The sequence below is a fragment of the Gammaproteobacteria bacterium genome (assembly GCA_016195665.1).
GTDB lineage: Bacteria > Pseudomonadota > Gammaproteobacteria > SURF-13 > SURF-13 > JACPZD01.
Map to the genome: position 1 here is coordinate 1 of JACPZD010000040.1, position 19,897 is coordinate 19,897.

Here is a 19,897-nt window from a genome sequence, read left to right on the forward strand (position 1 = left end):
GACAAAATAGGAGGCAACCGGCACGGCGTAGAGTCACTGTGGGCGCCATGTCGCGCAACGAAGTGTAGCGACGTGGCGGACGCAGGACGAACGCGGGCCGCCGGAGGCAATACACGCCGCCCATTTTTCGCTCCCGAAATCGGATGGATCCATTTCGGGTTTCGCGAAAAATGGCGACGCAATCGAAATAAAAACCCGCCTGTTGGCGGGTTTTTTATCCGTGCCGAGTGATGTCAGGCCGGTTGCAAGGAATAACCGCGTAGCCGTTGAGCAAAGTCCTGCAAGGCTTGGATGCCGGTCGCCTCGGCCTGTTTGCACCACTCCTGCAGGGCTTGCAGCAGATGCTCCTGCGTCGCGGTGGAGCGCTGCCAGATTTCCTGCAGACGCTGCTTGTATTGATACACGATCTCCAACCGCTGGCTGACGCTCAACACGCTCTGCAACCGGTGTTTGGCCTCTTCACTCATGAGCGATTCCTCGCGCACCAGTAGGGCCTTGGCGCGTTTTAACATCGCGCGATACGTTCCATTGGCGAGGCGTACTTCTTCCTTGTGGACACGCCCCAGCACGTCTTCAGCGTAGTGCGCCATTACCCGGAAGCGGTGGGTGATGACTGCCCTCACGGTGTCCATGTCTATCATGGGTTTGGCGGTCACTATGACCGGTTCGGGTGCGACCTTCTTCACGCGCGCCAGGCCCAGTATTTCCAGGATGCGGATGTACAGCCAGCCGATGTCGAACTCCCACCACTTGGAGGAGAGCTTGGCGGAACTGCCGAAGGAGTGATGGTTGTTGTGCAGTTCTTCGCCGCCGATGAGGATGCCCCACGGCACGATGTTCCTCGAGGCGTCCGCGCACTCATAGTTGCGGTAGCCCCACCAGTGGCCGATGCCGTTGATCACGCCTGCGGCGGTGACCGGTATCCAGGCCATTTGCACCGCCCAGATGGTGATGCCGGCCGCGCCAAACAGCACCACGTCGATCACAAACATAATGGCTATACCCAAGGCGGAGTGCTTGGTGTAGACATTGCGTTCCAGCCAGTCATCAGGCGTATTGTGGCCGTAATTGTCCAGGGTTTCCTGGTTTTTGGATTCAGCGCGGTACAGCTCGGCGCCCTGCCAGAACACCTTACGGATGCCATAGATCTGCGGGCTGTGAGGATCGTCTTTGGTTTCCACCTTGGCGTGGTGCTTGCGGTGTATCGCCACCCATTCCTTGGTTACCATGCCGGTGCTCAGCCACAGCCAGAAGCGGAAGAAGTGGCTGGGGATAGGGTGCAGGTCCAGTCCGCGATGCGTCTGATGGCGGTGCAGGTAGATAGTGACGCCCGCGATGGTGATGTGGGTCATGATCAGCGCCGCCGCGACATAGCCCCAAAGGGAAAGGTTTAATACACCGTCTATCATGTAGTGCTCCAATAGCCTATAAAGTTGAACATACTATAGTGCAATGCGCCGGGTGCGTCTAGCCGAATTACGTCCCGTATTGTTTTCGATAGGCATGAATCTTGCCTAAGGCCTCTTGGCAATCCGGTTGATGAGTTAGATAGTCGATGATAACATCAAGATTGACGATATTCACTACTTTTAGCCGATAAAGAGCCTCTGTCTCTTGTATTGCCGACAGTTCGCCCTTGCCGCGCTCCTGACGATCCAGGGCAATCGCGAGCCCCACAGTCTTTGCCCCGGTTGCTGCGATGATCTCCACGGACTCCCGCACCGAGGTGCCTGCGGTAATCACGTCATCCACAATCAGCACCCGGCCGGCGAGCGGTGCGCCGACGGTGATGCCCCCCTCGCCGTGAGTTTTGGCCTCCTTGCGGTTAAAGGCATAGGGCACATCGCGCCCGTGCTGCTCCGCCAAGGCGATGCTGACCGCCGCAACCAAAGGGATGCCCTTGTAGGCGGGGCCGAACAGCATGTCGTAGGCGATCCCTTCGTTCGTGATGGCGGCTGCATAGTACCGGCCGAGGCGGGCCAGGCTCGCGCCGGTGTTGAACAGGCCGCTGTTGAAAAAGTACGGGCTCACGCGTCCGGACTTGAGGGTGAATTCGCCAAAGCGCAGTGCGCCGATCTCCAGGGCGAAGTCGAGAAATTCACGTTGATAGTCTTGCATGCGTTGAATGAGGCTCCGTTTATACTGATAGTAGAGAATGCACTAGGCCGAGTGTGCCGCAGGCGATAATCACCGGGACTACGCCGGCGCGATAATGAACGAGCGCAATAAAGGCCAGCGCGCTCAATAACGCAGAAAACCACGCAAAACTCGCGCCAAACCCCTGCGGCCAGAACACATGATACGCAAAAAACAGCGCGAGATTGAGTATCACCCCCACCACGGCGGCAGTGATGGCGGTGAGCGGCGCGGTAAATTTAAATGACTTTTTTAGCAGCGCCCGGATGTCCGCTCCGCCACGACCCGTTTTTAAACCCAACTAATTTTTAGTTCATGTTCGACTTGCTTAAATTCCTTGTCACCCGTCACCAGTTCTGCTTTGTGCTCCTTGGACAGCGCCGCCGCGAAGCAATCCGCAAAGGACATGCGGTGCTTGGCTTTGAATGTTCCGGCAATACGCGCCAGCTTCCAGTCAGCATCCGCAAATTCGATTCCAAGCAGCCTTAGCCCATCTATTGCCTTGTCCGCCTCGGTTTCGGATATTTCCCTCGCGAGGATGTACCAGACCTCTCCGGCGTTCACGACCGGCATGAGCAGCGGTATTCCATGCTCATGGGCGTCGCTGATCAGCTCCGCCACCTTCTGACCCGAGCTTTCGTCCTCCAGGTAGGCCAGCACCGCCCACGAATCGAGGACGAGCGCCTTGGGTTTACGTGACATTTAGAGTTCCTTTTCGCGCTTCTTTTCAGCCGCCAGCGCCTTGAGCAGCCCCTTGCCCTTGTATTTCCCCCGCATGCTCTGGATATACTCATGGGTAATCGGGGTGAGGACAATCTTGTGCGTCTGTTCGTCCACGTCAATCTGGATTCTTGTCCCCTCCTTCATCCCAAGCCTCCTCCGCACCTTTGACGGGATCACGATCTGTCCTTTAACGGTCAGGTAAGTTTCTATGGCGATACCCTCTATTTCTGATGTTGTTTGAATTTATACCATTATTGAAAATGTAAGTCAAATAGTAAATTTCACACATTCTGTATAAGGTGGACCAAGCTGAATGCTCGCGCGGGCAACCGACACAGCTCGCATCTGCGCCCAAAGGGGTGCGCCACAGTGCAATTTCAGGTAGGCTTCGAGCATGCGCATCATCACCCTCAACGTCAACGGCGTCCGCTCGGCTTGCATCAAGGGGTTTTTCCCTTGGATGCTGAAACAAAAACCCGACGTCGTTTGCTTGCAAGAGACCAAGGCGCAGGAGCATCAGCTACCGGAAGAGGCCCTGCACCCGCATGGCTGCCACTCCTATTTTCACGACGCCGTAAAAAAAGGCTACAGCGGCGTCGCGCTGTACTGCAAACGCAAACCGGACAAGGTCATCATGGGCCTGGGCTGGCCGGATTTCGACGCCGAAGGACGTTATATCGAGGCGCGTTTCGGAAACCTGAGTGTGGTGTCGTTGTATCTGCCATCCGGCTCGTCCGGACCGGAGCGGCAAGCGGTGAAATTTGATTGCCTGAAGCGCTTTGTCCCGGTGCTCAAAAAAATGCGCAAAAGCAAACGCGAATACATCATCTGCGGCGACTGGAACATCGCGCACAAAAACATTGACCTCAAAAACTGGCGCGGAAATCAAAAAAACTCCGGCTTCCTGCCCGAAGAGCGCGCCTGGATGGATCAGTTGTTCGGCAAGCTCGGCTTTGTGGATGCGTTTCGCGTGGTGAATCAGGAACCGGAACAGTATACGTGGTGGTCCAACCGTGGCCAGGCGTGGGCTAAAAATGTGGGTTGGCGCATTGATTATCACGTTATCACGCCGGGACTCGTGGATAAGATCAAAGCCGCTGCGATTTATAAAGCACAACGCTTCTCCGATCATGCGCCGCTGACGATAGATTATGATTATACTTTGTGATGGCAAGTTGCTTGAGAAGGTGATGGGTTGCGCTTATGCTCCACCCATCCTAAGAGCAAAATAAATTTGAGTAGGAGGAACATATGAAACTGAAGCAAATCGAAGACGAGGCTCTGCATCTATCAGAGAATGAGAGAGCCGAATTGGCACAGAAATTATTGCTTAGTCTTGATGCGCCGTCTGAAAACGAAATCGCCGAAGATTGGTTGGTGGAAGCCAAACGGCGGGCACGCGAATTAGACGAAGGAACTGTACAACCTGTTCCTGCAGAGGAGGTTAGACGTAAGGCGCAGGCGTTATTGCGGTGAGTTATGTGTTTCATCCAGCCGCAGAGGCTGAGCACCTTGAGTCCGTTGCCTACTTCGAGTTGAAGAGACCGGGGCTTGGTGCTTCCTACCTTTCGGAGTTCGAAGAAATTATGGCGCAAGTATGTGAGGCGCCGCACCGGTATCCAATCGAAATGGCGTCTGATATCAGGCGTATCGGAATGAAACGTTTTCCCTACACAGTACATTTTCGTGAGGTTTCTGGCTCCGTTCAAGTATTGGCAGTTGCGCATCATCGCCGCCAGCCTGGTTATTGGCTGGGCAGGCTCTAATTAAACCCATTTTAAGTGATACTTAAAGACTACCTCTCCATCTTTACTAACCGCCGCGTGGGCGTGGTGCTGCTGCTTGGATTTTCCTCCGGCCTGCCGCTGGCGCTTTCCGGCGGCACGTTGCAGGCGTGGATGACGACGGCGGGGGTGGATTTGAAAACCATCGGCATCTTTACGCTGGTGGGGTTGCCTTACACGCTCAAGTTTCTCTGGGCGCCGTTCATGGATCGCTTTGTGCCGCCATGGCTGGGGCGGCGGCGTGGCTGGATGGTCGCCACGCAGCTTGCGCTCATGCTGGGTATTGCGGCGATGGGAGTGGGTTCGCCGCAACATGCGTTGTGGGCCTTGGCGGCGCTCGCCCTGTTTGTCGCCTTCACCTCCGCTTCGCAGGACATTGCATTCGACGCCTACCGTGCCGACGTGTTGCGCCCGGTTGAGCGCGGTGCGGGCGCGGCGGTCTCGGTGTTCGGTTACCGCATCGCCATGCTGGTGTCGGGTGCGGGCGCGTTGATTATGGCCGATTTTCTTGACTGGCGGACGACCTATCTCATTTTGGCGGCGCTGATGACGGTGGGTGTCCTGGCTACGCTGTGGGGTCCGGAACCCGAGCAACAAGTCGTCCCGCCACGCACGCTGCAAGAGGCGGTATGGGGGCCTCTGCAAGAATTCTTCACCCGTGACAGCGTCTCCGCAGGGCTGGGGATTTTGATGCTGATCGTCCTGTACAAATTGGGGGATGCCTTCGCCGGCGCCTTGAGCACCGCCTTTTTGTTGCGCGGCGTGGGTTTTTCATTGAGTGAGGTGGGTGCGGTCAACAAGGCGCTGGGGCTGGCTGCGTTGTTGCTGGGCGCGTTGTTCGGTGGCGTACTGATGCCCAAGCTGGGACTGTACCGCTCCTTGATGATCTTTGGCATATTGCAGGCGGTCTCGAATCTCAGCTTCATGGTGCTCGCCTGGGTGGGCAAGAGCTATGTGATGCTGGTGACGGCCGTGGTGTTTGAGCAGGTCACCGGCGGTATGGGCACGGCGGCCTTTGTCGCGCTGCTCATGGCGTTATGCAATCACCGCTACACCGCCACGCAATTCGCGCTGTTTTCCGCGCTGGCCGCGTTCGGCAGACAGTATCTCGGTCCGCCGGCGGGTCTGCTTGCGGATTCCCTGGGCTGGGTGACTTTCTTCTTTATTACCACGCTCGCCGCGCTCCCCGGCCTGTGGCTGTTGCGGAAGATGCGGATTCGTATCAACAGCCTTGATAACAACACGAAGCACGAACAGGTTTCTCCTCCCTAACAGACTGTTGAAAAAGCCCATCCATGGACTTTTTCAACACGGCCGCTCCTGCGCATCCCTGCGCTCGCGGCATTGGGGCGTCCTGCCCGGCACAAAGCAAAAAGTGCGATTTTTGCTTTGCTCCATTGTTCAAGCACCTACACCGTGCTTGAACAATGGCGGTTCATCCCTGCACCGCACGCAGGCTGTTTTTCAACAGCCTGCTAAACGCTGTCCCCCGCAGTAATTATTACCCCAACCTAATCGTAAAGTCCGCTGCGCATTACATCGGCGGCAACATTGATTTACATCAATGCCCTGCGACCGCGGGCTTCTTAGCATAAAGTGACCTTCCTGGCGCACCGGCATGCCGTTGGTTCGCCAGGTTCAAGGCAAACCCTTCATCCAATAAACCTTCAGGAGGATCATCTCATGTCTCAACAATTCATCTATTGGCTGCAAAAATGGCGTTTTCCAGGGGCGTTGGTCCTGTTACTCCAGGTTGGCGTTATGCTGTTTCCGCAATCAGCGCAGGCTATACCGGCGTTCGCGCGACAATATAATCTTACCTGCGTCACGTGTCATGCCGCCTTTCCCCGGCTCAACAGCTTTGGCAAGGACTTCATCTCCCAAAATTACCGGCTGCCGAACTGGAAGGAGACTACCGCGGACATCGGTGACGACATGCTCGCGCTGCCTAAGTTTCCGCCGTTCGCCATACGCGCGCAGGCCTACGTGACGGGGCGGCAGGGCAAGGAGATAGACCCGGTGACCGGCCCGACGGGCAACAGCGCCAACTTCGATTTCCAGTCGCCGTATCTTATCAAGCTGATCTCCAGCGCACCATTGTCGGATCACATCACCTATTATTTTTACGGCATCTTCGCGGAGAAGGGGAACAATGGCAGTACGGTGATTGAAGACGCCTGGTTCCGGCATGACGATTTAGGCGGCACCGGCGTCGGCGGGATGCTCGGCCAGTTTCAGCTCTCCGACCTGATGTACCAGCGTGAGACGCGCTTGACCGTGCAGGACTTCATGGTCTACCGCATGGCGGGCATCACCTATGATCGCGGCGTGCTGTTCGACCGTGGACTGGGGCCGCTGACACTGGCGTTGGGGGTGGTCAACGGCAGCGGGATAGATCAAAACTTCAACGTGAACAGTCCGGGGTTCAACCGCCCTGACAGGATGTTCGACAACGACCGCGGCAAGAGCGTGTTCGGGCGCCTCGGCGGCAAGCTCGGCCCTGTTTCGGTCGGGTTGTTCGGACTCACCGGTAAGCAGAAGAGTATCGCCATAGGCAACGCCGGCACGCAGACCGGCGGCCGCAAGACCGATAAGCGCGTGTTCGGCCTGGACATCTCCGGCGATAACGGCCAGTGGTACTGGTTCGGTCAGGCGTTGTGGAACAAGTGGGACAAGTTCCTGGATCAAGACCCCGACAAAAACTACAGTTGGTTCGGCGGTTTTGCCGGCGTGGACTATGTGTACAACGACCGTTGGACGTTTTCGCTGCTCTATAACTACGCGAACAACGACGGTTTCAAGAATACCGGCACTGTGTTTGAGGGGATCAAGATGAACGCCCTGACCGCTACCGCCTCGTATTACTTCATGCGCAACGTCAAAGGCGTGATGGAGGCGACGGTGGATTTTCAGAAGAAGGATAATGATCCCGACTTCGTGGGCCATGAGACGAAGGAGGGTTACGTTCTATTCGGTATTGACGCGGCCTTCTGAGCCGGCTTGAAATATTGTTCAGCCTACCCGGCAGCGCAGGCTGCCGGGTTTTTTATTCCAGTTTCATGGGAATAATAAACATCTGCATACCGCGCAGATGCAACCGCCGCTGCAATGCAAGTGCAGTCTGGTTGTGCAGCAGGCGCGTCAACCAGTTATCGTGCACGAACACCAGCTTGCTCGCGAAAAACATGCTGTTGGGAAATTCCTTGCCCACCTGTTCCGCGAGTTGCGTCAGCTGCTCGACTGGATCGGTGCCGTAGCTTTCGTAGGATACAGCCGCCCAGCCGCGACTGTGGCAGTAGTTGACGTGATGATTCAGCGCCGCCCGCACGACGTACTGAAGTGTTTCGAGTGTGTTCTGCCCCCTGTAGCTTTGCGAATCGACCTCACCCGCGCCGAGAAAAATAAAATTTTTGAAATGTCCCGGAAACAGGCGCTGCACCCACAGCAGTGTGTGCATCGCGGCGCCGCGGCTATGACCTGACAGAAACACGGCCGTCGGTTGCTGCGGATCGAGCGGCGGAGGTTTTTCCACCGGCTCGATGGGCGCCGTCGCAAACAGTTTATCGATCGCACGTAACTGTGTCCGCGTCTCTTCATAATGGCGCTTGATCACGAGGCAGATTCCAATCACCATGCTGGTGATCAACACCGTCGCCCAGCCGCCTTCGGTGAATTTTTCCACCACCATAACAAGCAACATGCCGCCCGTGACGGTAAGACCGAGCAGAGACAACGGCAGACGCCAGCGCCATTTTCTTTCATCGAAGCGGTGCTGCCACCAATAAACGCTCAGGCCCAGCAGCGACAAGGAAAAGGTCAGGAACACATTGATGCTGTAAAGCACTACCAGTGTCCCGACGCTGCCCCCGCTCCATATCAATACCGCCAGCGCCGTGAGCCCCATGAGCAACACGCCGTTTTGCGTGACCAGACGGCCGGAGAGATGGAGGAATTGCCGCGGCACCCAGGAGTCCGCCGCCATATTGGCAAGCACCGCGGGGCCGCCGAGGAAGCCGGTGTTGGCGGCGACAAACAGCAGACCCGCCTCCAACGCCATCACAATCAAAAGCAGCGCGTGGCTCACGTCCCAACCCTGCCATTGCAGGCCACTCAGGATGGAACCGAACGTCACGGCGTTGAGTGTCTGGCCGGCGACGGGTTTCGCGTCCCACAACAAATACAGCAGAATGATTCCTCCCGCGGTAAAGGCAAGTGATGTTGCCAGATAAAACATCGTCCAGCGCCCGGTGCGTACGCGCGGCTCGGCCAGCGTGTTGACGTTGTTTGACACTGCCTCGAGGCCGGTGTACGTACCGCCGCCCAGCGAGTAGGCGCGCAAAAACAATGCGACAACGAATATCCAACCCGCCTGCTGGTTCAAATTCATTGTTTCCTGAATCGTGTCGGGGATGAGGCTGGGCAGGCGCTCGGCGTGAGCTAAAATCCCGTACACGATGAGCGCGGCATGCGTGAGCACAAAACCCAGAAAGATGGGCATCAACACCTTGATGGACTCCTTCATACCGCGGAGGTTAAGCACGATCAACAGCAGCGTAAGCGCGATGGCGGTTTCCAGTTTCCATGCCTGTGCCGAGAGCGGCAACAGACTGAACAGGGCGTCCACGCCGCTCGCAATCGAGATTGCAATGGTGAGTACATAGTCCACGATGAGCGCGGCGCCGGAGACCAGGCCGGTGTGTGGGCTGATGAGTTGCGTTGCCACCTTGTAACCGCCGCCGCCCGACGGAAACAGCTCGATCACCTGGTTGTAGGCGAGCGATATGATGAACACCGTGAGTGCGGTAACGACGGCGAGATAAAGTCCGAGATGCGTATGCTCACCGAGGGCGAGGAAGCCGAGTTCCGGCCCGTAGGCGGAGGAGGAAAGTCCATCCGCGCCAAGCCCGACCCAGGCCAGGAAAGCCACCAGCAATATGTGCCGGCGCGTTCCGGGCTCGAGCGGATTACGCGGCGCCCCTACAAGCAGTTGGCGTATGCGGGAGAAACTCAACATGATTTGGTGAGAAATATCTTACGCCGGCATGACTGGCCAGCGCTCAAGCGTTCCCGCTCGACTCGGGCGGCCGGCGTTGAAAGCGGTACAGCGCAATCTCGCCCAGCAGATTGGGCAACAGCCGCATCCACCAATTGGTCCGGTGCGCCTGATCCACCACGGTGCGCTGCAATATGATGATGCCCTTTTTTGCGCACAGGCGCTCGAAATCCTTCAGTGTGCAGAGGTGGATATTCGGCGTGCTGTACCAGTCGTTGGGAAGATTGCGCGACACGGGCATGTGGCCGCCGAACAGGATCTGCAGGCGGTTCGGCCAGTAGCCGAAGTTGGGAAAGCTCACGATGCCCTCGCGACCGACGCGCAGCATTTCGTCCAGCAAGCGCTCAGGGTAGAACACCGCCTGCAAGGTCTGCGACAGCACCACATAGTCGAACGAATCGGCGTCGAAATCGGACAGCCCGGCGTCGAGGTCGGTCTGGATCACGTTGACCCCGGACTCGATGCACTTCAGGATTTTGTCCTCGTCTATCTCCAGGCCGTAGCCGTTTACCCTGCGGCTGGCATGCAAATAGGCGAGCAGTGAGCCGTCGCCGCAGCCCAGGTCGAGCACGCGGCTGTCAGGCGCGATCCACTCGCTGATGATCTCGAGATCGGGACGTAAGACCATCAGGCGCCGACCTCTTTGGCGATCCGGCCGAGATAGGCGTGCAGGATCGCCAGATAGCGCGGGTTAGGGATGAGAAAGGCATCGTGTCCCTCTTGCGAGGCGATCTCGGCATAGCTCACGTCGAGATCATTATCCTGCAAGGCGTGCACGATCTCGTGCGAGCGCGCGGGCGGGAAGCGCCAGTCGCTGGTGAACGCAAGCACCAGAAAACGCGCCGTCGCCCGCTTAAGCGCCGCCGAGAGGCTATGATCGAATTCCGCGGCGGGATCGAAGTAATCGAGCGCCTTGGTCATCAGCAGATAGGTGTTGGCGTCGAAGCGCTCGACAAACGACTGCCCCTGGTAGCGCAGATAGCTCTCGACCTGGAACTCCACGTCGAAGCCGAAACTGAGTTTGCCCTCGCGCAGCTCGCGTCCGAATTTGGCGCGCATCGCATCATCGGAGAGATAGGTGATATGACCCAACATGCGGGCGAGCATCAGTCCGCGGCGCGGCACTACACCCTGTTCATAGTAATGCCCCGCGTGAAAGTCTGGATCGGACATGATGGCTTGGCGCGCGATCTCGTTGAAGGCGATATTTTGGGCGGACAATTTGGGCGCCGCGGCAATCACAATCGCATGGCGCAGGCCGTCGGGATAATCCATCGCCCACTGCAGGGCCTGCATCCCGCCGAGGCTGCCGCCGATGATCGCCGCCCACTGTTTGATTCCCAATGCTGCGCCGAGGCGCGCCTGACTGTTCACCCAGTCGCGCACCGTGATGATGGGGAAGTCCGGGCCGTAAGGCTTGCCGGTGGCCGGATTAACGGTGGTCGGGCCGGTGGAGCCCTTGCAGCCACCGAGATTATTGGGAGAGACCACAAAGAAGCGGCGCGTGTCGAAGGGTTTCCCCGGGCCGATGCAACTGTCCCACCAGCCCGGTTTTTTGTCCGCCATGCTGTGGAAGCCTGCCGCATGGTGATCGCCGGAGAGCGCGTGGCAGATGAGAATCGCGTTGCTGCGTGAGGCGTTCAGCTCGCCGTAGGTCTCATAGATCAGTTCGTAGTTGTCGAGCGTGCGCCCGCAGTCGAGCGCCAGCGGTTCATCAAAGCGCAGCGTTTTCGGCGTGACCAGTCCGGCCGAATCGGCCGGAATCGTAATGGGCATCTCAGCGTAACGGTCTATTGTCCAAGTGGCCGCTCAGTCTAATGACTACTGCATAACAGCGCAACAGGCGTGGAAATACGCCTTGACCTGATGCGCGTAACATAAGACATTACGCCTGAGCATTGCTATGAATCAAACTGAAAACATTTATGATGTAGCCATCGCCGGCGGCGGCATCGTCGGGGCGACGCTGGCCTGCGCGCTGAGTGGCGGCGGCATGCGTGTGGCGGTGATCGAGGCCAAACAGCCCGAGGCCTCTACTGAACGGATAGACCCTCGCGTCAGCGCCATCAGCCGCGGCTCGGTGCGGATTCTTGAGTCGCTGGGCGTGTGGCGGGCCATGACCGCGCAGCGCGTGAGCCCGTTTCGCGAGATGCAGGTGTGGGATGCCAGCGGCTCTGGCAACATCCACTTCGACAGCGCCGATACCGGCATGGATACGCTGGGTTATATCGTCGGAAACAGTGTGATTCTGGTGGCGCTATGGGAGAAGCTGCACAATTCCACGGCAATAGATATGTACTGTCCCGCGCGGATCGCCACCGCAACCTGGCGGGGGGAGCGCGTCACGCTGACGCTCGATGACGGGCGGCTACTTGACGCCAGGCTGCTCATCGGCGCCGACGGGACGGATTCGACGGGACGGCGTCTTGCGGACATCACGACGCGCGGCTGGGATTACCATCAAACCGCCCTGGTGGCGACGGTGCGCACGTCGCACCCCCATCACGAGACCGCCTGGCAGCGCTTTTTGCCGGGCGGCCCGCTGGCCTTTCTGCCGCTTGCCGATGGCTCATCGTCCATTGTCTGGACGCTTCCCACCGAGCAGGCCGCACGCTTGCTCACTCTGAGCGACGACGCCTTTGTAAACGAATTGCAGAAGGCTCTGGGTGTTCCGCCCGTGCACGGTTATCAGGGCTTGGGGCTGGGCAAGATACTCGAGGCCGGGCCTCGGCTCAGTTTTCCGCTCCGGCTCATCCATGCCGACCAGTATGTCAAGGAGCGCCTCGCGCTCATCGGCGACGCCGCCCACACCATTCATCCGCTCGCGGGCCAAGGCGTCAATCTGGGTATCAGCGACGCGGCGGCGCTGGCCGAGGTGTTGGGCGAGGCCCGCTCTCAAGGCAAAGACATCGGCGCGCTCAGGGTGTTGCGCCGCTATGAGCGCTGGCGTAAGGGTGATAATCTCATCATGATCGCGGCGCTGGAGGGGATTAAACGACTGTTTGCGGCCAACCTGCCCCCGCTGCGCTGGGCGCGCAGCCAGGGGCTTGCCCTCACGGACCGCGCCTGGCCTGTGAAGAATATGATCATGCGCCTCGCCATGGGCATGGCGGGGGATTTACCCAAGCGGGCGCGGAGCGGTCTGAATGAGACGATGTGCTAATGGCCTGCTTTGTGCAGACTAAGAGCTTATCCACAAATAATTTACCGCAGAGGACGCAGAGGAATACCTTCAAGAAGGGTTTGTTTCTCCTCCGCGCCCTCCGTGGTGAAGCCTTTTCATCGCAAGGGAGACACAGGGGAGCTATTTATGGATATGCTCTAAGGCTATCGCGGTATACTAGAACAATGCGAAAGTGGCGAAATCGGTAGACGCGCTGGTTTTAGGTGCCAGTGGGGCAACCCGTGAGAGTTCGAGTCTCTCCTTTCGCACACTGACACCTTAAAAAAACCTGTCCGCCACCCAATATTGATGACAATGAGGTAGTAAGCGATGCACGTTTCAGTTGAAGCCACAAAAGGTCTTGAGCGTTCTATCACGGTCGAGGTGCCCGAAGAACATATTGCGCAAGAGGTCCAGAAGCGCCTCAAGTCGCTGGCCGGCCGGGTCAAGCTGGACGGTTTTCGCCCCGGCAAGGTGCCGCTGCAGGTGGTGGAGCAGCGTTTCAAGGGTCAGGTGCGCGAGGAGGTGGTGCGGGATACCCTCCGCAGCAGCTTCGAGGAGGCCGTTGCCAAGGAAAACCTGCGTCCGGCGGGCGGTACCGACATCAAGAGCGTTGAAGGGCAACCCGGCCGGGGTCTGAGCTATAAGGCCACCTTCGAGGTCTACCCTGAGATCAATCTCGCCTCCTTCGAAGGGTTCAAGGTCACCAAGCCCGAGGCGGCGATTACCGAGCAGGACGTGGACAAGATGCTCGAGACCCTGCGCAAGCAGCGCCAGGGCTGGCAACCCGCCGATCGGGAGGCGCGTGACGGAGACCAGCTACAGGTCAGCTTCACGCTGCTGAACGAGGAGGGCGAGCAGGTCGGCCCCGACAGCCAGACCAGCGTGGTGCTCGGCGCCAGCATACTGGGCAAGGACATCGAAGCAAAGCTGCTGGGCCTGAAAGCAGGGTCTGATGTGGTTATCGAGAAAACCGCTCCCGCTAATCATCCCGACCCGGCGCGCGCCAGCAAAACGGAGCGCTATCGCATCAAGCTGATCTCGCTGTTTGAGCCGATCCTGCCGGAATTAGATGAGGCCTTTATCCGCGACTTCGGCATAGAGTCCGGTTCGCTCGACGAATTGCGTGTCGAGGTGCGAGCCAACATGCAGCGCGAACTGATTCAGGCCGTCAAAGATAAAATAAAACAGCAGGTGATAGACTGGCTCTATGAGGCCCACCCGATTGAGATCCCCAGGGCCCTGATTGAGAACGAGGCGGCCACTCTGCTCAATAGCGAACGCAATAAACGCGGTCTGCCGCCCGCTGCGGCAGAAGATATTGCCGCACAACGTGCGGCCTACGAATCCCAGGCCAGGCACAGGGTGGCCCTGGGTCTGCTGCTCGCCGAGATCATCAGGAACAACGGTATCAAGGTGGACCCCGCCCAGGTGCGCGCCAGTATCGAGGCCGTCGCGGCGACCTACGAGGATCCCCAGGAGGTCATACAATGGTATTATGGTACACCTCAGCGCTTGAATCAGATCGAGTCGCTGGTGCTGGAGGATCAGGTTGTGGAATGGCTGCTCAAGCACGCCGAGGTGGCCACGGTCGCCTCCAGCTTTGATGCGATAATTCACCCTGAACTGCCGGGCACAAGCAGGCTCTAACGCTAAAGGACGTAAAACGATGACCGATACCAGGAATATGGGAGGCGCCGTCAACACCACCAGTCTCAATCTGGTGCCCATGGTGGTGGAGCAATCCGCCCGTGGCGAACGCGCCTACGACATCTACTCCCGCCTGCTCAAGGAGCGGGTGATCTTCATCGTGGGCCAGGTTGAAGACCACATGGCCAATCTGATCGTCGCCCAGCTCCTGTTTCTCGAGTCGGAGAACCCGGACAAGGACATTCACCTTTATATCAATTCACCGGGAGGCTCGGTGAGCGCCGGCATGGCGATCTACGACACCATGCAATTCATCAAGCCCGATGTCAGCACCATGTGCATCGGGCAGGCCGCCAGCATGGGTGCGCTGCTGCTTACGGGCGGCACGGCGGGCAAGCGCTATTGCCTGCCGCACTCCCGGATCATGATTCATCAACCGCTGGGAGGCTTTCAGGGCCAGGCCACGGATATTGACATCCATGCCCGTGAGATATTATTAGTAAGAGAACGCCTCAACAGGATTCTGGCGAAGCACACCGGTCAGACGATAGAACGGATACGCGTAGACACCGACCGCGATAATTTCATGACCGCAGAGGGCGCCAAGGAGTATGGCCTGATTGATGCCGTATTGACTGAACGGCAGGTCAAAAGCGCATAGCAGGATTGTGCGCCAAGTAGCAATTTTATAGTTACTAAGCAGTTCATTTAAGGCGATACTCTCCTATACGTTCCCTCCCCCTGTTCAGGGGGAGGGACAGGGTGGGGGTAAGTAAAACAGGGTTATAGGCGAAGACGAAACAGCTATGATAGACGACAAGCACAGCGGCGGTGAAGGCAGCGATAAGCTGCTGTATTGCTCATTCTGCGGCAAGAGCCAGCATGAAGTCCGTAAGCTCATCGCCGGTCCGTCGGTGTTTGTCTGCGACGAGTGCGTCGAGCTTTGCAACGACATCATCCGTGAAGAGGTGCAGGAAAAGTTTGCCGCCAATCGCGGCAACAAGCTGCCCACGCCTCATGAGATCAAACAGATACTGGATGAGTACGTCATCGGCCAGACCCGAGCCAAGAAGATCCTCGCGGTGGCGGTGTACAACCACTACAAACGCCTGGAATCCGCGCAAAAGAAAGACGACATCGAGATTTCCAAGAGCAATATCCTGCTGATCGGTCCCACCGGTTCGGGCAAGACCCTGCTCGCCGAGACCCTCGCGCGCCTGCTCAACGTGCCCTTCACCATCGCCGACGCCACCACGTTGACCGAGGCGGGCTATGTCGGCGAAGACGTGGAGAACATCATCCAGAAGCTGTTGCAGAAGGCCGAATACGACGTCGAGAAGGCGCAGACCGGCATTGTCTACATAGACGAGATAGACAAGATCTCGCGCAAATCGGACAACCCCTCGATTACCCGCGACGTATCGGGCGAAGGCGTGCAGCAGGCCCTGCTCAAGCTGATCGAGGGCACCATCGCCTCGGTGCCTCCGCAGGGCGGCCGCAAGCATCCCCAGCAGGAGTTCCTGCAGGTCAACACGCGCAACATCCTGTTCATCTGCGGCGGCGCGTTTTCCGGTCTCGATAAGGTGATCCGCGACCGTTCGGAGAAGGGCGGCATCGGCTTTTCCGCCGAACTCAAGACCAAAAGCGATAAGCGCGGCGCCAACAAGATCCTGCACAGCGTGGAGCCGGAAGATCTCATCAAATACGGCCTCATCCCCGAATTCGTCGGCCGCCTGCCGGTGGTGGCGGTGCTCGATGAACTCGATGAGGATGCGCTGATGCGCATCCTCATCGAGCCACGCAACGCCATCACCAAGCAGTTCCGCAAACTGTTTGAAATGGAAGGCACCGACATCGAGTTCCGCGATGACGCCTTGCGCGCCGTGGCTACCAAGGCCATGGAGCGTAAAACCGGTGCCCGCGGGCTGCGATCCATCCTGGAGAAGGTGCTGCTCGACACCATGTTCGATCTGCCTTCGCTCGGCAAGGTCAGCAAGGTGGTGGTGGACGCGGGCGTCATCAACGGCCAGTCCGAGCCCTTGATGATTATTGATGGCGCGGGCGGCGATCAGCAGCGGACGGCGACACATCAAAACAAACCCGCTTGATTTAGGCATCAATAGGCCCCATCTCGGTCTAAAGAGTTGTTGTTAACTGCCGTTAATGGCTAGAGAGCTTCCGAATTTGGAAGCCTCTGCGAGCAGTCCGACCTAACCCAAAGGGCCCCTACATGGAAAAAGACATACCCGCTACTGTAACCGATGACCAGATCATCGTGGTGCCGGTATTGCCGCTGCGCGACGTGGTGGTCTACCCGCACATGGTTATTCCCCTCTTTGTAGGCCGGGAAAAGTCCATCAAGGCCCTGGAAGCGGCCATGGAGGGCAACAAGCAGATCTTGCTGGTGGCCCAGAAGAACGCCGCGGTGGACGACCCGCAGATAGACGAGCTCTACAAGGTCGGCACGCTGTCCAGCGTATTGCAGCTCCTGAAACTGCCTGACGGCACCATCAAGGTACTGGTCGAGGGCGCCGAACGGGCCAGTATCGTCAACGTGGTGCGCGCCCACGATTATCTGAGCGCCCAGGTCGGCAAGATGGTCTCGCTCGCCATGGACGAGCGTGAGGTCGAGGTGATGTCGCGTTCCGTGCTCACCCAATTCGACCAGTACGTCAAGCTCAACAAAAAGATCCCGCCGGAGATCCTCTCCGCGCTCGCCAGCATAGACGACCCCGGCCGGCTGGCCGATACCGTGGCCGCCCACATGACCCTCAAGCTCGAAGAGAAGCAGGCCATCCTGGAGATGGATAACGTGCGCGCGCGCTTCGAGCACCTGATGGGCATCATGGAGTCGGAGATTGATCTGCTGCAGGTCGAGAAGCGCATCCGCGGCCGCGTCAAGCGCCAGATGGAGAAGAACCAGCGCGAGTACTATCTCAACGAACAAATGAAGGCCATCCAGAAGGAACTGGGTGAGATGGATGAGGCGCCCAACGAGCTCGAAGAGCTTGCCCAGAAGATCGAAAAGGCGGGCATGAGCAAGGAGGCCAAGACCAAGGCGACCACCGAGCTCAACAAGCTCAAGATGATGTCGCCGATGTCGGCCGAGGCGACCGTGGTGCGTAACTACGTGGACTGGCTGGTCAACGTCCCGTGGAAGAAGCGCAGCAAGATCTCGCGCGACCTGGCCAAGGCCGAGGCGATCCTGGAGGCTGATCACTACGGGCTCGACAAGGTCAAGGAACGCATCCTCGAATATCTCGCGGTGCAGTTGCGCGTTGACGAGCCGAAGGGCCCGGTGCTGTGCCTGGTGGGCCCGCCCGGCGTAGGCAAGACCTCGCTGGGGCAGTCCATCGCGCGCGCCACCAACCGCAAATTCATACGCATGTCGCTGGGCGGCGTGCGCGACGAGGCCGAGATCCGCGGTCATCGCCGCACCTATATCGGCTCCATGCCGGGCAAGCTTATCCAGAACATGGCCAAGGTGGGTACGCGCAATCCGCTGTTCCTGCTGGATGAAGTGGACAAGATGGCGATGGATTTCCGCGGCGATCCCTCCTCCGCGTTGCTGGAGGTGCTTGATCCCGAACAGAACCATACCTTCAGCGATCACTATCTGGAGGTGGATTACGACCTCTCCGGCGTCATGTTCGTGTGCACGGCGAACACCCTGAACATACCGGGCCCGCTGCTCGATCGTATGGAGGTCATCCGCATCCCCGGCTATACCGAGGATGAGAAGATCGCCATCGCCATGCGCTATTTATTGACCAAGCAGATCAAGAACAACGGTCTCAAGGCCACCGAAATCGCCATCCAGGAAGCGGCGATCCGCGATGTGATCCGTTTTTACACCCGCGAGGCCGGCGTGCGTAACCTCGAGCGCGAGATCTCCAAGATCTGCCGCAAGGTGGTGAAAGAGATCCTGCTCAAGCCAAATGATAAAAAGATCACGATCACACCCCGTAATCTGGAAAAATATCTCGGCGTGCAGCGCTTCCGTTACGGGCGCGCCGAGGAACGCGACCAGGTCGGCCAGGTCACCGGTCTCGCCTGGACCGAGGTCGGCGGCGAGTTGCTGACCATCGAAGCGGCGGTCATGCCCGGCAAAGGCACCCTCACCAATACGGGGCAGCTCGGCGATGTGATGAAGGAATCCATCCAGGCGGCCATGAGTGTGGTGCGCGCGCGCACGGCGGCGCTGGGCATCAACCCCGATTTTTACCAGAAGAACGATATCCACATCCACGTGCCGGAGGGCGCTACGCCGAAAGACGGTCCGAGCGCGGGCGTAGGGATGTGCACGGCCCTGGTGTCCGCCCTCACCGGCATTACGGTGCGCGCCGATGTGGCGATGACCGGCGAGATCACCCTGCGCGGAGAAGTCCTACCGATCGGCGGGCTCAAGGAAAAATTGCTGGCCGCCCACCGTGGCGGGATCGGTGTGGTCATCATCCCCGAGGAAAATCGCCGCGACCTTGCCGAGATTCCGAAGAATATCAAACAAAGTCTCGATATACGCACTGCAAAATGGATAGACGAGGTCCTGCAGATTGCCCTGCAGCGCGTGCCGGGCGCCGTTGGCGAGGATAAGACAGCAGAAGTCCCCGCAGTCGTTGAACACGAAGCGGCGGTGGAGCCTGCCCCTGTTAATGCGCTTACTACGCATTAAGATCTAACACACTCATCTGCAAAGGAAATTCTTTTTTTGTCCAACGCTGCGCGAGGCGTCTCGCGCAGCGTTGGCGTAACATTACCGTTGCGAATATTCTCAGCCAAGCTTATCGAAGTTCATAACATCTTCTCTCATTGGCTTGACACGGCTTTCGCGCAGTTGGTATAAAGTCCATTAGTAATGCGCAGTACACTACCCAACGTTTATCCTGACCTACTAAAGAGGGGAGTTATAAAAGTGAATAAAGCCGAACTCATAGATGCAGTAGCCGCCTCAGCCGATATCTCCAAAGCAGACTCCAGCCGCGCCTTGGACGCCGTCATTGCAGCGATCGGTAAGGCCCTCAAGAAGGGCGACCAAGTCACGCTGGTGGGCTTTGGGACCTTCCTGGTGCGCAAGCGCGCAGCGCGTACCGGACGCAATCCCCGCACCGGGGACGCAATCAAGATCAAGGCCTCCAAAGTACCCGCCTTCAAGGCTGGTAAAGCACTCAAGGATACCGTAAACTGATCGGCTTCCTTGGGTGCTTAGCTCAGCTGGTAGAGCGTCGCCTTTACACGGCGAATGTCGGGGGTTCGATCCCCTCAGCACCCACCAGCATGAGGAGTGGTAGTTCAGCTGGTTAGAATACCTGCCTGTCACGCAGGGGGTCGCGGGTTCGAGTCCCGTCCACTCCGCCACTATGGTTGTCATGAGGGCGCTCCGTCAGGTGC

General features: G+C 58.3%; 19 protein-coding genes and 3 tRNA genes. 14 read left to right on the forward strand and 8 right to left on the reverse strand.

The window, feature by feature from the left end; all coding sequences use genetic code 11:
* Nucleotides 1-233: 233 nt before the first annotated feature.
* From HY028_11565 to HY028_11585, 5 genes are all read right to left on the reverse strand, one after another.
* Nucleotides 234-1,409 (reverse strand): transposase, encoded by a 1,176-nt coding sequence (locus HY028_11565; GenBank protein ID MBI3345470.1) that lies wholly within the window; start codon nt 1,407-1,409, stop codon nt 234-236.
* Between the two features lie 67 nt (nt 1,410-1,476).
* The gene (pyrE, locus tag HY028_11570) at nt 1,477-2,118 is read right to left on the reverse strand and encodes an orotate phosphoribosyltransferase (protein ID MBI3345471.1); all 642 of its coding nucleotides are present in this window, start codon (nt 2,116-2,118) and stop codon (nt 1,477-1,479) included.
* A gap of 19 nt (nt 2,119-2,137) precedes the next feature.
* Nucleotides 2,138-2,437, reverse strand: coding sequence for a hypothetical protein (locus HY028_11575; GenBank protein MBI3345472.1), 300 nt, complete (start codon nt 2,435-2,437; stop codon nt 2,138-2,140).
* On the reverse strand, nt 2,428-2,838 hold the full coding sequence (locus HY028_11580; GenBank protein ID MBI3345473.1) for a type II toxin-antitoxin system VapC family toxin: 411 nt from the start codon (nt 2,836-2,838) through the stop codon (nt 2,428-2,430). The genes HY028_11575 and HY028_11580 overlap by 10 nt, the downstream gene beginning before the upstream one ends.
* Nucleotides 2,839-3,036 (reverse strand): AbrB/MazE/SpoVT family DNA-binding domain-containing protein, encoded by a 198-nt coding sequence (locus HY028_11585; GenBank protein MBI3345474.1) that lies wholly within the window; start codon nt 3,034-3,036, stop codon nt 2,839-2,841.
* Between the two features lie 217 nt (nt 3,037-3,253).
* Between HY028_11585 and xth the strand changes: the two genes are divergently transcribed.
* From xth to HY028_11610, 5 genes are all read left to right on the forward strand, one after another.
* Nucleotides 3,254-4,027 (forward strand): exodeoxyribonuclease III, encoded by a 774-nt coding sequence (xth, locus tag HY028_11590; protein MBI3345475.1) that lies wholly within the window; start codon nt 3,254-3,256, stop codon nt 4,025-4,027.
* Nucleotides 4,028-4,110: 83 nt separating this feature from the next.
* Nucleotides 4,111-4,335 carry an addiction module protein gene (locus HY028_11595; protein ID MBI3345476.1) on the forward strand — a complete coding sequence of 75 codons (225 nt, stop codon included), beginning with the start codon at nt 4,111-4,113 and terminating at the stop codon, nt 4,333-4,335.
* On the forward strand, nt 4,332-4,625 hold the full coding sequence (locus HY028_11600; GenBank protein ID MBI3345477.1) for a type II toxin-antitoxin system RelE/ParE family toxin: 294 nt from the start codon (nt 4,332-4,334) through the stop codon (nt 4,623-4,625). The genes HY028_11595 and HY028_11600 overlap by 4 nt, the downstream gene beginning before the upstream one ends.
* Nucleotides 4,626-4,640: 15 nt before the next feature.
* Complete coding sequence (locus tag HY028_11605) at nt 4,641-5,915, forward strand: MFS transporter (GenBank protein ID MBI3345478.1); 1,275 nt, start codon at nt 4,641-4,643, stop codon at nt 5,913-5,915.
* Between the two features lie 411 nt (nt 5,916-6,326).
* Nucleotides 6,327-7,637, forward strand: a complete 1,311-nt coding sequence (locus HY028_11610) for a hypothetical protein (GenBank protein MBI3345479.1) — start codon at nt 6,327-6,329, stop codon at nt 7,635-7,637.
* 52 nt (nt 7,638-7,689) lie between these two features.
* Here the strand turns inward: HY028_11610 and HY028_11615 are convergent, their stop codons facing one another.
* The 3 genes from HY028_11615 to HY028_11625 are packed head-to-tail and all read right to left on the reverse strand — an operon-like array spanning nt 7,690 to nt 11,472.
* A complete protein-coding gene (locus HY028_11615) occupies nt 7,690-9,657 on the reverse strand; it encodes an amino acid permease (protein ID MBI3345480.1) in 1,968 nt (655 codons plus the stop codon).
* Nucleotides 9,658-9,700: 43 nt separating this feature from the next.
* On the reverse strand, nt 9,701-10,324 hold the full coding sequence (gene metW / locus HY028_11620; GenBank protein MBI3345481.1) for a methionine biosynthesis protein MetW: 624 nt from the start codon (nt 10,322-10,324) through the stop codon (nt 9,701-9,703).
* On the reverse strand, nt 10,324-11,472 hold the full coding sequence (locus tag HY028_11625) for a homoserine O-acetyltransferase (GenBank protein ID MBI3345482.1): 1,149 nt from the start codon (nt 11,470-11,472) through the stop codon (nt 10,324-10,326). The genes metW and HY028_11625 overlap by 1 nt, the downstream gene beginning before the upstream one ends.
* Before the next feature lie 127 nt (nt 11,473-11,599).
* Between HY028_11625 and HY028_11630 the strand changes: the two genes are divergently transcribed.
* From HY028_11630 to HY028_11670, 9 genes are all read left to right on the forward strand, one after another.
* Nucleotides 11,600-12,859, forward strand: coding sequence for a UbiH/UbiF/VisC/COQ6 family ubiquinone biosynthesis hydroxylase (locus HY028_11630; GenBank protein ID MBI3345483.1), 1,260 nt, complete (start codon nt 11,600-11,602; stop codon nt 12,857-12,859).
* A gap of 187 nt (nt 12,860-13,046) precedes the next feature.
* Nucleotides 13,047-13,128 (forward strand) — tRNA-Leu (locus HY028_11635).
* A 61-nt stretch (nt 13,129-13,189) separates the two neighbouring features.
* Entirely contained in the window at nt 13,190-14,509 is a 1,320-nt protein-coding gene (locus tag HY028_11640) for a trigger factor (GenBank protein ID MBI3345484.1), read from the forward strand.
* A 37-nt stretch (nt 14,510-14,546) separates the two neighbouring features.
* On the forward strand, nt 14,547-15,170 hold the full coding sequence (gene clpP / locus HY028_11645; protein MBI3345485.1) for an ATP-dependent Clp endopeptidase proteolytic subunit ClpP: 624 nt from the start codon (nt 14,547-14,549) through the stop codon (nt 15,168-15,170).
* Nucleotides 15,171-15,315: 145 nt separating this feature from the next.
* A complete protein-coding gene (gene clpX, locus HY028_11650) occupies nt 15,316-16,617 on the forward strand; it encodes an ATP-dependent Clp protease ATP-binding subunit ClpX (protein MBI3345486.1) in 1,302 nt (433 codons plus the stop codon).
* Between the two features lie 122 nt (nt 16,618-16,739).
* Entirely contained in the window at nt 16,740-19,181 is a 2,442-nt protein-coding gene (gene lon, locus HY028_11655) for an endopeptidase La (GenBank protein MBI3345487.1), read from the forward strand.
* Between the two features lie 240 nt (nt 19,182-19,421).
* Nucleotides 19,422-19,694, forward strand: a complete 273-nt coding sequence (locus tag HY028_11660; GenBank protein ID MBI3345488.1) for an HU family DNA-binding protein — start codon at nt 19,422-19,424, stop codon at nt 19,692-19,694.
* Between the two features lie 11 nt (nt 19,695-19,705).
* Nucleotides 19,706-19,781, forward strand: a tRNA-Val gene (locus HY028_11665).
* A 6-nt stretch (nt 19,782-19,787) separates the two neighbouring features.
* A tRNA-Asp gene (locus HY028_11670) sits at nt 19,788-19,864 on the forward strand.
* Nucleotides 19,865-19,897: the final 33 nt, after the last annotated feature.

Coding starts and splice junctions, on each gene's coding strand:
- pyrE (MBI3345471.1), bottom strand. CDS start 2,118: ATGCAAGACTATCAACGTGAATTTCTCGACTTCGCCCTGGAGATCGGC.
- metW (MBI3345481.1), bottom strand. CDS start 10,324: ATGGTCTTACGTCCCGATCTCGAGATCATCAGCGAGTGGATCGCGCCT.
- xth (MBI3345475.1), top strand. CDS start 3,254: ATGCGCATCATCACCCTCAACGTCAACGGCGTCCGCTCGGCTTGCATC.
- HY028_11615 (MBI3345480.1), bottom strand. CDS start 9,657: ATGTTGAGTTTCTCCCGCATACGCCAACTGCTTGTAGGGGCGCCGCGT.
- HY028_11595 (MBI3345476.1), top strand. CDS start 4,111: ATGAAACTGAAGCAAATCGAAGACGAGGCTCTGCATCTATCAGAGAAT.
- HY028_11640 (MBI3345484.1), top strand. CDS start 13,190: ATGCACGTTTCAGTTGAAGCCACAAAAGGTCTTGAGCGTTCTATCACG.
- HY028_11625 (MBI3345482.1), bottom strand. CDS start 11,472: ATGCCCATTACGATTCCGGCCGATTCGGCCGGACTGGTCACGCCGAAA.
- HY028_11610 (MBI3345479.1), top strand. CDS start 6,327: ATGTCTCAACAATTCATCTATTGGCTGCAAAAATGGCGTTTTCCAGGG.
- HY028_11630 (MBI3345483.1), top strand. CDS start 11,600: ATGAATCAAACTGAAAACATTTATGATGTAGCCATCGCCGGCGGCGGC.
- clpX (MBI3345486.1), top strand. CDS start 15,316: ATGATAGACGACAAGCACAGCGGCGGTGAAGGCAGCGATAAGCTGCTG.
- HY028_11565 (MBI3345470.1), bottom strand. CDS start 1,409: ATGATAGACGGTGTATTAAACCTTTCCCTTTGGGGCTATGTCGCGGCG.
- clpP (MBI3345485.1), top strand. CDS start 14,547: ATGGGAGGCGCCGTCAACACCACCAGTCTCAATCTGGTGCCCATGGTG.
- HY028_11580 (MBI3345473.1), bottom strand. CDS start 2,838: ATGTCACGTAAACCCAAGGCGCTCGTCCTCGATTCGTGGGCGGTGCTG.
- lon (MBI3345487.1), top strand. CDS start 16,740: ATGGAAAAAGACATACCCGCTACTGTAACCGATGACCAGATCATCGTG.